The 15,380-nt window shown below is 72.5% G+C and carries 13 protein-coding genes; 6 read left to right on the plus strand and 7 right to left on the minus strand.

What is annotated here, in order from left to right; translation table 11 throughout:
* Window positions 1-38 precede the first annotated feature (38 nt).
* Genes ACFYNO_RS38435 through ACFYNO_RS38455 form a run of 5 tightly spaced genes read right to left on the minus strand, consistent with a single transcriptional unit; the run spans window position 39 to window position 4,327 of the window.
* On the minus strand, window positions 39-350 hold the full coding sequence (locus ACFYNO_RS38435; RefSeq protein ID WP_388022691.1) for an L-rhamnose mutarotase: 312 nt from the start codon (window positions 348-350) through the stop codon (window positions 39-41).
* Window positions 347-1,348 (minus strand): aldo/keto reductase, encoded by a 1,002-nt coding sequence (locus ACFYNO_RS38440; protein WP_388022693.1) that lies wholly within the window; start codon window positions 1,346-1,348, stop codon window positions 347-349. Before ACFYNO_RS38440 ends, ACFYNO_RS38435 begins: the two co-directional genes overlap by 4 nt.
* The gene (locus ACFYNO_RS38445) at window positions 1,345-2,109 is read right to left on the minus strand and encodes an SDR family NAD(P)-dependent oxidoreductase (RefSeq protein ID WP_388022696.1); all 765 of its coding nucleotides are present in this window, start codon (window positions 2,107-2,109) and stop codon (window positions 1,345-1,347) included. Before ACFYNO_RS38445 ends, ACFYNO_RS38440 begins: the two co-directional genes overlap by 4 nt.
* Window positions 2,106-3,464, minus strand: a complete 1,359-nt coding sequence (locus ACFYNO_RS38450; protein ID WP_388022698.1) for an L-fuconate dehydratase — start codon at window positions 3,462-3,464, stop codon at window positions 2,106-2,108. Before ACFYNO_RS38450 ends, ACFYNO_RS38445 begins: the two co-directional genes overlap by 4 nt.
* A gap of 11 nt (window positions 3,465-3,475) precedes the next feature.
* A complete protein-coding gene (locus tag ACFYNO_RS38455) occupies window positions 3,476-4,327 on the minus strand; it encodes a fumarylacetoacetate hydrolase family protein (protein ID WP_388022700.1) in 852 nt (283 codons plus the stop codon).
* 319 nt (window positions 4,328-4,646) lie between these two features.
* On the opposite strand from ACFYNO_RS38455, the gene ACFYNO_RS38460 reads away from it, so the two are divergent.
* The 5 genes from ACFYNO_RS38460 to ACFYNO_RS38480 are packed head-to-tail and all read left to right on the plus strand — an operon-like array spanning window position 4,647 to window position 10,111.
* A complete protein-coding gene (locus ACFYNO_RS38460; RefSeq protein WP_388022702.1) occupies window positions 4,647-5,693 on the plus strand; it encodes a sugar ABC transporter substrate-binding protein in 1,047 nt (348 codons plus the stop codon).
* A 57-nt stretch (window positions 5,694-5,750) separates the two neighbouring features.
* Window positions 5,751-7,295, plus strand: coding sequence for a sugar ABC transporter ATP-binding protein (locus tag ACFYNO_RS38465; RefSeq protein WP_388022705.1), 1,545 nt, complete (start codon window positions 5,751-5,753; stop codon window positions 7,293-7,295).
* Window positions 7,279-8,298: an ABC transporter permease gene (locus ACFYNO_RS38470; RefSeq protein WP_388022706.1), complete on the plus strand. Its 1,020-nt coding sequence runs from the start codon at window positions 7,279-7,281 to the stop codon at window positions 8,296-8,298. The genes ACFYNO_RS38465 and ACFYNO_RS38470 overlap by 17 nt, the downstream gene beginning before the upstream one ends.
* A gap of 2 nt (window positions 8,299-8,300) precedes the next feature.
* A complete protein-coding gene (locus ACFYNO_RS38475) occupies window positions 8,301-9,026 on the plus strand; it encodes a FadR/GntR family transcriptional regulator (protein ID WP_388022709.1) in 726 nt (241 codons plus the stop codon).
* Window positions 9,027-9,061: 35 nt separating this feature from the next.
* Window positions 9,062-10,111 (plus strand): sugar ABC transporter substrate-binding protein, encoded by a 1,050-nt coding sequence (locus tag ACFYNO_RS38480; RefSeq protein WP_388022740.1) that lies wholly within the window; start codon window positions 9,062-9,064, stop codon window positions 10,109-10,111.
* Between the two features lie 10 nt (window positions 10,112-10,121).
* Here ACFYNO_RS38480 and ACFYNO_RS38485 read toward each other — a convergent pair whose 3' ends face one another.
* Window positions 10,122-11,933 (minus strand): RICIN domain-containing protein, encoded by a 1,812-nt coding sequence (locus ACFYNO_RS38485; RefSeq protein WP_388022711.1) that lies wholly within the window; start codon window positions 11,931-11,933, stop codon window positions 10,122-10,124.
* Between the two features lie 195 nt (window positions 11,934-12,128).
* Here ACFYNO_RS38485 and ACFYNO_RS38490 point away from each other — a divergent pair, with 195 nt between their 5' ends.
* Window positions 12,129-12,977, plus strand: coding sequence for a substrate-binding domain-containing protein (locus ACFYNO_RS38490; protein ID WP_388022713.1), 849 nt, complete (start codon window positions 12,129-12,131; stop codon window positions 12,975-12,977).
* Here ACFYNO_RS38490 and ACFYNO_RS38495 read toward each other — a convergent pair.
* A complete protein-coding gene (locus ACFYNO_RS38495; protein ID WP_388022715.1) occupies window positions 12,901-15,336 on the minus strand; it encodes a SpoIIE family protein phosphatase in 2,436 nt (811 codons plus the stop codon). The genes ACFYNO_RS38490 and ACFYNO_RS38495 overlap by 77 nt on opposite strands.
* Window positions 15,337-15,380 lie beyond the last annotated feature (44 nt).

The following is a 15,380-nucleotide window of genomic DNA, read 5'->3' on the forward strand; positions in this document are numbered from 1 at the left end:
CGGGGCGGACCCCGGCCGGGCGCCGTTCCGAGCGGCTGTCACAGCTGCCAGACCACCGGGAGGCCGGCTTCGGCACCCGCCTCCGAGTAGTCGTGCGAGACCGCCAGCAGCTCGCCCATCCGGGCCTGCCAGGCGATGTTGACCGGCAACTCCTCCAGTTCGGCGAGCAGCCGGGCGTAGTCCTCGCACTCCAGCAGGTGGAAGAGCTCGGTGCCGCTGCGCCAGATCGTCCACTCGGTGGCGCTGGCCGCGCGGATGGCGTCGGTGAGCTCCACCGGCACCTCGCGGTGGGCGGCTTCGTACTCGGCGATCCGGTCCTCACGGACCCGGGTGTGCAGGGCGATCCTCATCGGCAGCTCTCCTCGGGGGTGGGAACCTCGGGCGGCAGGAGTCCGCGCTCCTTGAGTTCGGCCCAGAGCGCGGCCGGCACGGGGTGGCGGAGCATCTCGGCGCAGTCGTGGACCTCGGCGGCGCTGCGGGTGCCGACCAGGACCGAGGCGACGGCCGGGTGGCCGAAGGGGAAGCGCAGCGCGGCGGCGCGCAGCGGCACGCCGTGCCGCTCGCAGACCGCCTTCAGCTCCAGGGCGCGGTTCAGGACCTCGGGCGGGGCGGCCGCGTAGTCGAAGGTGGCGCCGGGCTTGGGGTCGGCGAGCAGGCCGGAGTTGAAGACGCCGCCGATCACCACGCCCACCCCGCGCTCGGCGGCCTGCGGCAGCAGTTCGGCCAGGCCGCGCTGGGTCAGAAGGCTGTAGCAGCCGGCCAGCAGCACCACGTCGAGATCGGTCTCGCGGACGAACCGGGCCGGTACTTCGGCCTGGTTCATGCCGATGCCGATGGCGCCGAGCACGCCCTCCTCGCGCAGCCGGTGCAGCGCAGGGTAGGCCTCGGTGAGGGCCTGCTCGGCGTGGTCGTCGGGGTCGTGCAGGTAGGCGATGTCGATCCGGTCCAGGTCGAGCCGGTTCAGGCTCTCCTCGATCGAGCGCCGCACCCCGTCGGCGGTGAAGTCCCACCGCCGGCGGTGGGTGGCGGGCACCGCGAAGCCGTTGGCCAGGTCGTCGCCGGTGGCTGCCGGGGCCGGCTCCAGGATCCGGCCGACCTTGGTGGAGACCGTGTACTCGCTCCGGGGCCGGCCGCGCAGGGCCTCACCGAGCCGGCGCTCGGAGAGGCCCAGCCCGTAATGCGGGGCGGTGTCGAAGGAGCGGATGCCCTCCTGCCAGGCGGCCTCCACCGCCTGCTCGGCCTGTGCGTCGTCGACCGGGGTGTACAGGTTGCCGATCGCGGCGGCGCCGAAGGCGAGTTCGGTCATCGCCACGGCGCTGCTGCCGAGCGGTCTCTGACGGAACGTCATTCCCGGGGCTCCGGCCGCAGCCGCAGCCCGGCCATACCGCCGTCCACCTGGAGGGCCGTGCCGGTGGTGCTGCCGGCCGAGGGGGAGGCGAGGTAGGCGATGGCGGCGGCCACCTCCTCGGCGCTCACCAGCCGTCCGGTCGGCTGGCGTCCGTTCAGCGCGGCGCGCTCGGCGCCCGGGTCGGCGGCGGCGTCGAGCAGCCGCCCGACCCACGGCGTGTCCACCGTGCCGGGGTTGACGCAGTTCACCCGGATCCCCTCCCGCACGTGGTCCGCGGCCATCGCCAGCGTGAGCGAGAGTACCGCGCCCTTGCTCGCCGAGTAGAGGGCGCGCTGGGGCAGGCCGGCGGTGGCGGCGATCGAGCAGGTGTTGACGATCGCCGCGTCTGCGGACTCCCGCAGGTGGGGCAGTGCGGCCCGGGTGGTGCGGACGATGCCGAGCACATTGACGTCCAGGACCCGGTGCCACTGCTCGTCGTCGTTGTCCGCGACGGTGCCGGCGGCGCCGATGCCTGCGTTGTTGACCAGGATGTCGATCCCGCCCAGGGCCCCGGCCGCGGCCGCGACCGCGGTGCGCACGGACTCGTCGTCACTGACGTCCGCGGTGAAGCCGAGCAGCGGCTCAGGTGCGCCGCTGGGGTCGAGGTCGAGCACGGCGACCCGGGCCCCGCGCCCGGCGAGCAGGATGGCGGTGGCCAGGCCGATGCCGGAGGCGCCGCCGGTGACCACGGCCCTGAGGCCGTCCAGTTCGGGAGTGCTCACGCGGTCAGCTCCTTCTCGGCGGTATCGGCGGCCTGGGCGGGCAGCTGGGTGCCGGCCAGGTCGGCGGTCCAGAATTCGCCGTTCGGGTATTCGAAGGTGGTGATGGTGGCGGGGTGCATCTCGGCGGAGAAGCCGGGCAGGGTGGGCGCCTTGTAGTGGCCGTGCTCGATCACGACCGGGTCCAGGAAGTGCTCGTGGAGGTGGTCGACGAACTCGATGACCCGGTTCTCGGTGGTCCCGGACAGGGCCACGTAGTCGAACATGGACAGGTGCTGGACCAGTTCGCACAGGCCCACGCCGCCGGCGTGCGGGCAGACCGGCATGCCGAACTTGGCGGCCAGCAGCAGGATCGCCAGGTTCTCGTTGACGCCCGCGACGCGGGCGGAGTCGAGCTGGAGGATGTCGATGGCGCCGGCCTGGAGCAGCTGCTTGAAGACGATGCGGTTCTGTACGTGCTCGCCGGTGGCGACCTTGACCGGGGCGACGCCGCGGCGGATGGCGGCGTGGCCGAGGATGTCGTCGGGGCTGGTGGGCTCCTCGATCCAGTACGGGTCGAAGGCGGCCAGGGCGTTGGTCCACTCGATGGCCTGGTCGACGTCCCAGCGCTGGTTGGCGTCGATGGCGATCCGGATGTCGGGGCCGACCGCTGTGCGGGCGGCCGCGCAGCGGCGGACGTCGTCGGCCAGGTCGGCGCCGACCTTCAGCTTGATCTGGGTGAAGCCCTCCGCGACGGCCTCCTTGGCGAGGCGGATCAGCTTCTCGTCGGAGTAGCCCAGCCAGCCCGGGGAGGTGGTGTAGGCGGGGTAGCCGCGCTCCAGCAGCCGCTGGGCCCGCTCGGCCGCGCCCTGCTTGCCCTTGCGCAGCAGGTCCAGGGCGTCCTGGGGGGTGAGGGCGTCGCTGATGTAGCGGAAGTCGATCTGGGAGACCAGCCACTCGGGTTCGGCGTCGGCGAGCAGCTGCCACAGCGGCTTGCCCTCGCGTTTGGCGGCCAGGTCCCAGACGGCGTTGACCACGGCGCCGATGGCCATGTGCATCACGCCTTTCTCGGGGCCCAGCCAGCGCAGCTGGCTGTCGCCGATCAGGTCGCGGTAGAGCGCGCCGGGGTCGGCGCACAGCTCGGCGACCGGGCGGCCGATGACGTGGTGGCGCAGTGCCTGGATGGCGGCGACCTGCACGTCGTTGCCGCGGCCGATGGTGAAGGTGAAGCCGTGGCCCTGGTGGCTGTCGTCGGAGGTGCGCAGGACCAGGTAGGCGGCGGAGTAGTCGGGGTCGGGGTTCATCGCGTCCGACCCGTCCAGCTCCCGTGAGGTGGGGAAGCGGACGTCGTGGGTGTCGATGGCGGTGATGACGGACAACGTGGTGCCTTTCACGCGTTCACGAGGGTCTGGCGCTGGGTGCCCAGGCCGTCGATGGACAGCTCGACGGTGTCGCCCGCACGCAGGTAGGGGGTGTGGGGCAGGCCCAGGGCCACGCCGGCCGGGGTGCCGGTATTGATCACGTCGCCGGGGTTGAGGACCATGTACTGGCTGAGGTACCAGACCACGTGGGCCACGTCGAAGATCATGTGCTTGGTGTTGCCGGACTGGCGCTGCTCACCGTTGACGGCCAGGTGCAGGCCGAGTGCCTGCGGGTCGCCGACCTCGTCGGGGGTGACCAGCCAGGGGCCCAGCGGGTTGAAGGTCTCGCAGGACTTGCCCAGGTCCCACTGGCTGGAGAACTCCAGCTGGAACTCGCGCTCGGAGACGTCGTTGCTGACCGCGTAGCCGGCGATCACACCGGCCGCCTCGGACGGGTCGGCCAGGTAGCGGGCCCGGCGGCCGATCACCACCGCCAGCTCCACCTCCCAGTCGGTCTTCACCGAACCCCGGGGGATCAGCACGTCGTCATACGGCCCGACCACCGTCGCCGGGTCCTTCATGAAGACCACCGGCCGGGGCGGGATCGCAGCGCCGGTCTCCTCGGCGTGGTCCCGGTAGTTCAACCCGATGCAGACCACCTTGCCCGGCCGCGCCACCGGCGCCCCCACCCGCAGACCCGCGGGATCCAACTCGGGCAGCGCACCCGCCGCCAACTCCCGGCGAACCCGCTCGATCCCACCCCCGGCAAGGAACGCCCCGTCAACCCGCATGGTCAGCCCGGAGAGCGCGTAGGTGCGCCCGTCCTCAGCCAGCACCGCAGGCGTCTCGGCTCCGGGATCGCCGAGCTGCATAACCTTCATGGTCCGTCACTCCTCACGCTTCGATACATCCGATCTATAAGCGCACTCCGAACCATACGAGCGACCTCGCCGCCGCCGCAAGGACTCATCCGATGTCCCATGGGACCTGCTATCTAGCGGGTTCTGTGTCACGGTTGCGAATCATCCGAGGACTCCCCTTGTCAGCCGGATGACTGCCTCGTATGGTCCTCCCTACCGCGATCCATCCGATGACTGCGGAAGGGGATACGAGGCTGGGCACCGCAACCCGGCCGCGATCGGCCCCTTTCCCGGTCCACGTCACGGCCCAGGCCTTCCCAGCCAAGGAGACCCACCCACCATGAAGGCTCGCACCGCCAGAATCGCCGCCACGGCCGCCTCGGTCGTCCTGCTCGCGGGCTTCGCCACCGCCTGCAACCGCGGCAGCTCCTCCGGCTCCGCCGCCGCCGGCAAGCCGAAGATCGGCATCGACCTCCCCCGGGCCGACACCGACTTCTGGAACTCCTACGGGCAGTACATCAAGTCGGACGCCTCGTCCCAGGGCCTGAACACCCTGCCGGTCAGCAACTCGCAGAACGACGTGACCAAGCTGGTCGCCAACGTGCAGGTCTTCGAGAACACCGGCGCGAAGGCCGTCGTGATGGCCCCTCAGGACACCGGCGCGATCGCCTCCACCCTGGACACCCTGGCCTCGAAGAAGATCCCGGTGGTCTCGGTGGACACCCGCCCGGACAAGGGGCAGGTCTACATGGTGGTGCGCGCCGACAACAAGGCGTACGGCACCAAGGCCTGCGAGTTCCTGGGCAAGCAGCTGGGCGGCAAGGGCAAGGTGGCCGAGCTGCAGGGCGCGCTGGACTCGATCAACGGCCGGGACCGCTCGGAGGCCTTCGCCTCCTGCATGAAGAGCGAGTTCCCCGACATGCAGGTGATCGAGCTGGCCACCGACTGGAAGGGCGACGTCGGCTCCGCCAAGCTGCAGTCCACCCTCGCCGCCAACTCCGATCTGGCCGGCATCTACATGCAGGCCGGCGGCGCCTTCCTGCAGCCCACCCTCGCCCTGCTGCAGCAGAAGGGCCTGCTCAAGCCGGTGGGCCAGCCGGGCCACATCGCCATCGTCTCCAACGACGGCATCCCGCAGGAGTTCGACGCGATCCGCCAGGGCCAGATCGACGCCACCGTCTCCCAGCCGGCCGACCTGTACGCCAAGTACGCGCTCTTCTACGCGGAGGCCGCCGCCGAGGGCAAGACCTTCCAGGCCGGCCCGACCGACCACGACTCCACCATCATCACGCTGCCCAACGGCCTGGAGGACCAGCTCGCCGCCCCGCTGGTGACCAAGGACAACGTGGACGACAAGTCCCTCTGGGGCAACAACGTCGGCCACTGATCCGTCCCCGGGCCCGCTCCGTTCGGGCCCGGGTACCACCGCGAAAGGACACCCGCCATGGCGGATCCCAGCCCCGTCGTCGAGGCCGACGGCATCAGCAAGCGCTTCGGCGCCACCGTCGCCCTCAGCGACGCCCGCATCTCCGTCGCCCCCGGCGAGTCGCACGCGCTGGTCGGGCGCAACGGCGCCGGCAAGTCCACGCTCGTCTCGATCCTGACGGGCCTTCAGCAGCCGGACACCGGCACCCTGCGCTTCAACGGCGAGCCCTCCCCCGCGCCCGGCGACACCGACGCCTGGCGCTCCCGGGTGGCCTGCGTCTACCAGCGCTCCACCATCATCCCCGCGCTCAGCGTCGCGGAGAACCTGTTCCTGAACCGGCAGAGCTCCGGCGCGCTGCGACCGGTCAGCTGGAAGCAGCTGCGCAGCCGGGCGGCCGAGCTGCTCGCCGAGTACGGCGTGGACGTCGACCCCACCGCGCGGGCCGAGCAACTGACCGTTGAGCAGCGCCAGTTCATTGAGATCGCCCGCGCGCTCTCGTTCGGCGCCCGGTTCATCATCCTGGACGAGCCGACCGCCAAGCTGGACGCCCGCGGCATCGAGCGGCTCTTCGCCAAGCTGCGCGAACTCCAGGAGCAGGGCGTCGCCTTCCTCTTCATCTCGCACCACCTCCAGGAGGTGTACGAGGTCTGCCGGACGGTCACCGTCTACCGGGACGCCCGGCACATCCTCACCGCCCCGGTGGCCGAGCTCGGCCAGCAGGCCCTGGTCGAGGCGATGACCGGGGAGGCCGGCCGGGGCGCCGAACCCGCCTGGTCGGTGGCCGGCCGCACGGTGCCGGACGGCGAACCGCTTCTCCAGGCCGCCGGGCTGAGCCTGGCCGGCGCCTACCGGGACTTCTCGCTGACCGCCCGGGCCGGCGAGGTGGTCGGCCTGGCCGGCGCCGCCGGCAGCGGCAACGTCCAGGTCGGCGAGACCCTGGCCGGACTGCACCGCCCCAAGGAGGGCACCATCACCGTGGCCGGCCGGCCGGTCCGCGGCGGCCAGGTCCCGGCCGCGCTCGCCGCCGGCATCGGCTTCGTCCCCGAGGACCGCCACCTCCAGGGCCTGGTCCCGCAGCGCAGCGTCGCCGAGAACGCCACCCTCACGGTCACCGACCAGCTCGGCCCGTTCGGCACCGTGCTCCCCTCCCGGACCCGGGCCTTCGCCGAGCGCATGATCGCCGGCCTGGACATCAAGACCCCCGGGCCGCAGGTGCCGGTCTCGGACCTGTCCGGCGGCAACCAGCAGAAGGTGGTGATCGCCCGGGCGCTGGCCACCGAGCCGCACGTGCTGGTCGCCATCCGGCCCACCAACGGCGTGGACATCAAGTCCAAGGAGTCCCTGCTCGGCACCATCCGCCAGGTCGCCGACAGCGGGAAGGCCGCGGTGATCGTCTCCGACGAGCTCGACGACCTGCGGGTCTGCGACCGGGTGCTGGCGATGTTCCACGGCCGGGTGGTCGCCGAGTTCGCCCACGGCTGGAGCGACGAACAACTGGTCACCGCCATGGAGGGCATGACCGCCACGAACGATCCGAAGGAAGAGCATGTCTGCGACCACTGAACCGAGCGCCCTCGCACCGGCTCCCACCGGCCGTCGGATCGACCTGGCCCGCTACCGGGACCTGTCGCTGGTCCCCGTGCTGCTGGTCCTCGGGATCATCGGCTTCGCCGTCTCCCCGGCTTTCCTCACCACCGACAACCTGCTCGGCGTCGGCCAGCAGGCCACCGAGCTGAGCCTGCTGGTGCTGGCCGAGGCGCTGATCCTGATCGCCGGCCGGATGGACCTCTCCCTCGAGTCCACCATCGGCGTCGCCCCCGTCATCGCCATGTGGCTGGTCCTGCCCGACCACGGCGGCCGCTTCAACGGCATCGGCCTGCTCCCCAGCTGGACCGCCATCCCGGTCTGCCTGGCCGTCGGTGCCGCCATCGGCGCGATCAACGGCTTCCTCATCCTCAAGCTGCGCCTCAACGGCTTCATCGTCACCCTCGGCGCCCTCACCCTGCTGCGCGGCCTCCAGGTCGCCGTCTCCCAGGGCCAGTCCATCGTCAACGTGCCCAGCTCCTTCCGCTACCTCGGCGGCGCCAGCTGGCTCGGCGCCCCCGCCGCGATCTGGATCTGCGCCCTGCTCTTCCTCCTCGGCGGCTGCGCCCTGGCCTGGCTGCGCCACGGCCGCGCGCTCTACGCGATCGGCGGCAACGCCGAAGCCGCCCGCGCCGCCGGCATCCGGGTCGACCGGATCGTCTGGAGCGTCCTGATCCTCGGCGGCGCCCTGGCCGCCTTCGCCGGCGTCCTCTACACCGGCCACTACGGCTCCATCTCCGCCGACCAGGGCAACGGCTGGATCTTCCAGGTCTTCGCCGCCACCGTCATCGGCGGCGTCAGCCTCAACGGCGGGCGCGGCACCCTCTTCGGCGCCCTCACCGGCGTGCTCACCCTCCAGCTGGTCGTCAACGTGATGACCCTGGCCGGTGTCCCGCCGCTGTGGAACCAGTTCCTCAACGGCGCGATCATCATCCTCGCCCTGATCGTCTCCCGCTTCGCCTCCGGCGAGAAGCAGGAGTGACCGTGGCGGTCACCGACCAGGCGATCGAGAAGATCAAGGAGATGATCGTCGGCGGTGTCCTGCGTCCCGGGGCGCGGCTGCCCAACGAGGCCGATCTGTCCGAACAGCTCGGCCTCTCCCGCAGCTCGCTGCGCGAGGCCGTGCGCGCCCTGACGGCGATGCGGATCCTGGTCACCAAGCAGGGCGACGGCACCTTCGTCTCCGGCCTGGAGCCGCACCTGCTGCTGGAGGCGATGGCCTTCGCCGCGGACGTCTCGCACGGCGCCAGCGCCCAGCAACTGCTCCAGGTCAGGCGGCTGCTGGAGCCGCCGGTCGCCGCCCTGGCGGCCGGCCTGCTGACCGGCGACCAGCTCGGCGCCCTGCGCGCCCTCCTCGACCGCAGCGCCGAGGCGGAGGACATCGAGGAGTTCATCGAGCTGGACATCGAGTTCCACCGCACCATCGCCGATGCCGTCGGCAACCCGGTGCTCTCCACCCTGCTGGGCATCCTCTCCACCCACACCCAGCGCCTGCGGATCATCCGCGGCAGGGCCCCCCGGCCCGCCGCCGGCGGAGCCCCCTCCACCACCGCGCGCGAGCAGGCCCACCGCGAGCACGAGGCGATCTGGCGCGCCCTCACCGCCCGGGACGCGCTGCTCGCGGCGAGCGCCAGCGCGGTGCACGTCGCCGCGGTGGAGGAGTGGCTGGCCGGCGGCGCAGCCGACGGCTCCGGCCTGCTCGACCCGTGAACCCCGCCCGAACCCCCAGAACGGTCCGACCAGTGATCAGACCCACCACCGGGCCCGCCACGGCGATCGGCGGCAGCATCCTGCTGCTCACCGGCACCCTGGCCGGCTGCGCACCGGACAGCAGCTCCCCCAGCCAACCCGCCGCGCCATTAGCGGGCATCGGCATCGACATCCCGCGCACCGACACGGCGTTCTGGCAGGCGTACGCCAAGTTCCTCCGGCAGGACATCACCGCCGGCCACCTCGACGTCCTGCCCATCACCCAGTCCGACGGTGACGACGGCAGGTTCGCCGCCAACGTCAGGTCGCTCGCCGCCCAGCGGCCCAGCGCCGTCGTGCTCGCCCCGCAGAACACCACCACGACCGAGACGGTGCTGGACGAGCTGCTGGCCAAGCGGATCCACGCGATCAGCGTGGACACCGTGCCCGAGAGCGGCGAGGTCTACATGGTGGTGCGGGCCGACAACCGCGCCATGGGCACCAGCGCCTGCGAGTACCTGGGCAAGCAGCTCGGCGGCAAGGGCAAGGTCGCCGACCTGCAGGGCGCCCAGGACTCGATCAACGGCTACGACCGGTCCACCGCCTTCGCCCACTGCCTGCACACCGAGTTCCCCGGCATCCAGCTGTACCAGCTGCCCACCGACTGGAAGCCCGACGTGGCCGCCGCGAAGCTGGGCGACGCCCTGGCGGCCACCCCGGACCTGAACGCCGTCTACCTGGAGTCCGGCGGCGCCTTCCTGCAGCCCGTGCTGAACCTGTTCCAGCAGAAGGGCGTGCTCAAGCCCGCCGGCCAGGCCGGCCACATCACCGTCGTCGCCGACGACGGCACGCCCGCCGAGCTCGACGCGATCCGCAAGGGCTCGATCGACGCGACGATCAGCCAGCCGGCCGACCAGTACGCCAAGTACGCCCTCGCCTACGCCCAGGCCGCGGCGGCCGGCACGGTCCTCAAGCCCGGCCCGACCGACCACGGCTCCACCGTCATCGCCCTGCCCAACGGCCTGGAGGACCAGCTGCCCTCCCCCCTGGTCACCAAGGCCAACGTGGACGACCCCGGCCTCTGGGCCAACCAGCTCACGGGCTGAGGCCGGGCCGTCAGCCCTTCCCGAGCAGCCGCCAGACCTGGTTGGTCTTGGTGCCGAGGGTGCTGCCGGTGTCACAGGTCCACTGGTGGACCAGGGCACCCGGCGCGGTGGAGACGCCGGTGACGTCGACGCACTTGCCGCTGTGGGCGGCGACCAGCTGGTAGTCCTGCCCGTTGCCGAGGGCGCTGACCGGACGGAGGGTGAACTCCTGGTTGGTCCGCCCGTTGCAGCTCCACTGGATCACCGCCGCGCCGTCGGCGGTGGAGGCGCCGGAGACATCGAGGCAGAGACCGCTGTGCTCGTTCACCACGGTGTAGGTGTCGGCCGCGCCGGCCACCGGCTTCAGGTCGAGCATCTGCTGGTACCCGCCCTCGCAGGAGTACTGCTGGTACTGGGTGCCGGGGCTGGCGGAGACGTTGGTGTCGTCCAGGCACTGCCCGCTGTTCTCGCTGACCGCGACCGTGGCGACGGTGGTGTCGGCGGGCGGGAGCAGCGTGACCGTGTAGCCGTCCTTGGCGTTGGTGTAGGGGACGGTCACCGAGACGGCGTTGTTGCCGACGGACAGCGTGCTGTCGGAGACGGTGACCGGGCCGTCCACCGCCGCCCCGTCGGGCACCCGCTGCACCACGGCGCGGACCCGCCCGTTCTGCACCACGGAGGTGGTGTTCAGCCCGGTGAGGTTGACGGTGACGTTGCCGGTGTTGCCGTTGGAGCCCAGCAGGACCTTGGCGTTGCCCGCCGTGTCGTCCTTGGTGGCGAGGCCGTCGATGCCGTTGCCGGGAACGAGGTTGACGATGTTTCCGGTCTGCGCACCGTAGTAGCGGTACATGAACCACTCGCCGCGCGGCAGGTACTGTCCCGCGCTGTTCCGGGTCAGCAGGTTGGCCTCGTAGTCGTGCAGGCCGGTGCCCGAGGCCCAGTTGCCGCGCAGCCCGTCGGCACCGGACCGCTCCAGCCGGCCGATGTACCAGGCCGCGCCGCCGGGGTTCTGCTGGGAGTAGGCGCCGTACTCGTTGATCTGGTACGGACGGGTGTTGGCGAGTCCGTGGGCGGCGAGGGTGGAGTCCGCGCTCGCGGTACCGGGGACGGGGTCGGCGGGTTCGTCGTGCCAGCTGTAGATGTCCGGGGCGACGCCGTTGGCCTTGACGTAGCTCAGGTAGGTGTTCCACCAGGAGTTGCCGGAGGCCGGCTGGCTCGCGCTGCTCGGCCCGACGATGAGCTGGCCGGGGAAGGCCGACCGCACGTCGGCGTAGAACCGCGACCACATCTGCAGGTACTGGGTCTGCGACCGGGCCCAGAAGCCACTGCCGTCCGGCTCGTTCCACAGGTCCCACTCCACCGTCATGCCGTTGGCCCTGACGTCGGAGAAGAGCCGGCTGACGAAGGCGTCGAACTGGGTCCAGTCGCCGTTGTCGCCGGGGAAGCCCTGGTTGGTGGTGCCGTCGGCGCCCCACAGGTCGTGCGGGAGCAGGACGAAGGTGCCGCCGAGGGCGGCGGTGCGCTTGTACTGGGCGAGGGTGGCGTTCCAGCGGGTCTGGTAGTCGGCCAGGCTGGTGGCGTAGCCGCCGCTGTTGAGCTGGGCGCCGCCGGCCCGCTCCAGGTGCCACTTGATGTCGGTGTAGAAGTGGTCCTGCGGCAGGGAGCCGTCCGGGCTCATCCCGTAGAGGGTGCCGGAGGCGTGGTAGGTGGGGGCGCCACCGGCGGTGGCGAAGTCGACGGTCACCGAGGTGTCGGCGGCGTGCGCGGGGGTGGCGGTGAGCGGGGCCGCGAGGGCGGCGGTCAGGGCGCACAGCAGCGCCCCGGCCCTTCTGGTGAGGTGCACGGCGGTTCTCCTCCGGGTGGGGAGCGCGAGCTCATCGAACCGGTTCGGCGAACCGGTTCGACAGGACGGTAGGGAGAGCGGTACGGGGTCGTCAAGAGCTCTGACAGGAGTCGGGGTTTAGCCGGGCTGCCGGATGGCTAGGGGTATCGAACCGATTCGATCAGCCGCGACATCCGGCATCGGGAGCACGATGACATGGGGGAGATCGCGCGCCGCGCCGGCGTGTCCCGCAGCACCGTCTCGTACGCGCTGAGCGGCAAGCGGCCGGTCTCCGAGGCCACCAGGCGGCGCATCCAGCGGGTCATCGACGAGCTGGACTACAAGCCCGACGCCGCGGCGCGCGCCCTCCGGCTGCTGCGCGAGGACCTGCCGTTCGTCGGCATCGGCCACACCGCCGGTGACCACCGGATGCCCTGGATCGACGTCGACTACGCCGCCCTCATCGCCGGCTGCGTACACCACCTGGCCGACCTCGGGCACCGCGCCCTCGCCCTGATCAACCGCTCCCCCGAGCTGGTCGCCGCCGGCTACGGGCCCGGACTGCGCGCCGCCGAGGGCTTCGCCGCCGCGGTCGCCGAACGCGGCCTCGCGGGCTTCGCCTACCCGTGCGGCGACGACGCTGCCGCCGGCCACGCCGTGGTCCGGCGCATCCGCGCCGAACACCCCGAGGTGACCGCCGCCGTCACCCTCGACGAGGCCGCCCTGCCCGGCATCCAGCACGCCCTGGCGGAGGCGGGCCTGCCCGTGCCCGGCGGCTTCTCGTTCGCCGGCGTCGCCGCCCGGCGGTGGGCCGAGGACTTCCGCCCGCCGCTCACCGCCGCGGACGTCCCGGCCCAGCAGATGGGCGCCCGGGCCGTCGAGCTGCTGGTGGAGCGGATCGCCGCGCCACCTCCTGCCCGCCCCGCCGGTCTCCCTGCGGGCCAGCACCGCCCCGGCTCCCCGCCGCGCGGAGCCGGCCGAGCGCTGACTACTCCGGGCCGAGGGTCTGCGCGCACCAGATCGTCTTGCCGTTGGTGCCGTGCCGGGTGCCCCAGGCCTTGCTGAGCTGGGCGACCAGCATCAGGCCGCGGCCGCCCTCGTCGACGTCCCGCGCCCGGCGCAGGCGCGGGCTGGTGTCGCTGGCGTCGGAGACCTCGCAGATCAGCTCCAGGTCGCGGATCAGCCGCAGCCTGATCGGCGGCCGGCCGTACTTGATGGCGTTGGTGACCAGCTCGCTGACGACCAGTTCGGTGACGAACTCCGCCTCCTCCAGGCCCCAGGCGCGCAGCCGCTCGGCGGCGAACCGCCGCGCCTCGGCCACCTGCGAGGTGTCCGGCTCGATGTCGCAGGAGGCCACGTGCTGGGGGTCCAGGGCCCGGGTGCGGGCGAGCAGCAGCGCGGCGTCGTCGGTGCGGTCGACGGGGAGCATGGCCTCCAACGCCGTGTCGCACAGCGCTTCCAGGTCGCACGGCGCCTCCGGCGAGGAGGACGGCCCGGCCAGCACCCGGCGCAGCTCCGCGACGCCCTGGTCCACGTCGCGTTCCCGGCTCTCCACCAGGCCGTCGGTGTAGAGGGCGAGCAGGCTGCCCTCGGGCAGTTCGAGCTCGGTCGCCTCGAACGGCAGCCCGCCGATGCCGAGCGGCGGCCCGTGGCGGGCGGGCACCGGGAGGCTGGTGCCGTCCGGGGCGATGACCAGCGGCAGCGGGTGGCCCGCGCTGGCCAGCGTGCAGCGGCGGGAGACCGGGTCGTAGACGGTGTAGAGGCAGGTGGCGCCGGACTCGCCGGCCGATCCGTCCTCCTCCGGCCGGAGGCTGGAGAGCCGCAGGACCAGGTCGTCCAGGTGGGTCAGCAGCTCGTCCGGCGGCAGGTCCACGTCGGCCAGGGTCCGGACCGCCGTGCGCAGCCGGCCCATGCTGGCCGAGGCGTGCAGCCCGTGCCCGACCACGTCGCCGACGACCAGGGCAACCCGGGCCCCGGAGAGCGGGATGATGTCGTACCAGTCGCCGCCGACGCCCGCCCCGGCGGCGGCCGGCAGGTAGCGGGTGGCCGCCTCGACCGCCTGGTGGCCGGGCAGCCGCTGGGGCAGCAGGCTGCGCTGCAGGGTCAGCGCGGTGGTGTGCTCGCGGGTGTAGCGGCGGGCGTTGTCGATGGCGACGGCCGCCTTGGCGGCCAGTTCCTCGGCGAGGATCAGGTCGTCGGCGGTGAAGGCCTCGGGCCGGTCCCCGCGGGCGAAGGTCACCACGCCGAGCAGGGCCCCGCGCGCCAGCAGCGGCACGATGATCCGGCCGGTCTGCCCGACCGCGCCGAGGGTTCCGTCGATCACCGGATTGCCCGGCGGCCAGTGCGCCGGGTCGGCGGCGAGACCCGGGCCGAAGCCCCACTCCCCGCCCGGGCCGGGTTCGGCCGCGAGCTGCACCGTCGACCGGCCGGCCGCCATGCACCGGACCACCAGGGAGTTCGGGGAGTAGTGCACCGGTGGCGGGGGTTCGGCGGCCCGGTCCTCCTCCTGCTCAGCCCCGCTCCGGCCGGCCCGCCGGAGCACGACGGTGCCGCCGGCGGCGAAGCTCGTGGCGGAGGGCGGCTCCTCGCCGCGCAGCACCTCCTCGAAGAGGTCGACGGTGACCAGGTCCACGAAGCCCGGCACGGCCGCCCCGGCCAGCTCCCCGGCGGTGCTGACCACGTCGAGGGTCCGTCCGATGCCGCTGCCGGCCTCCTTGAGGATGAGCAGCCGCTGGCGGGCCCAGTACTCGGCGCTCATGTCGAAGCCCCAGTTGGCGACCGCGCGGATCCGCCCCTCGGCGTCCCGGACCGGCCACATGCTGGTGGCCCAGGCGTTGGCGTAGTCGCTGCCGCGGGGGCGGAAGACGGTGATGAGCCGCGCGGGCTCGCCGGTCCTGGCCACCTCGGAGAGCTGGTTGGTGTAGGCGAGGCCCTCCAGCTCCGGGAAGAGCTCGCGGTACTTCTCACCGAGCACCTGCTCCTCCGAGTGCGCGATCACGTCGCCGGCCACGGCGTTCATCCAGAGGAAGCGCAGCTCCGGGTCATAGACCCCGAGCGCGAAGGGGCACTGCTCGAAGGCGCGGTCGGCGATCACCGGGCGGCGGTCCCAGCGCTGCGCGGTCACCACCCGGCCGAGGAGCTGCCCGTCGGTGCCGTGCAGCGGGTGCACCGTCACCACGGCGTCCAGCGTGGAACCGTCCGGGTGGCGGAAGGCCACCGGACCCGCGGGGTCGGTGCCGGTGCCGCAGCTCTCCGGGAACCCCGCCGGGGGATCCACCAGCAGCTCCGCGGCCGGGCGTCCGACGGTCTCCGCCGCCGTCCGTCCGAGCAGGTGGCAAGCGCCCTCGCTCCAGCCGCTGACCGTGCCGTCCGGGTCCACCGCGATGACCGCCGTGGGCGCGTCCCGTCCACCGAACGTCTCCACGAGCGATGCCTCCGTCCGGACCGCCGAGCGTGCCGGAACCGCAT

This window comes from Kitasatospora sp. NPDC006697 (assembly GCF_042869935.1).
GTDB lineage: Bacteria > Actinomycetota > Actinomycetes > Streptomycetales > Streptomycetaceae > Kitasatospora.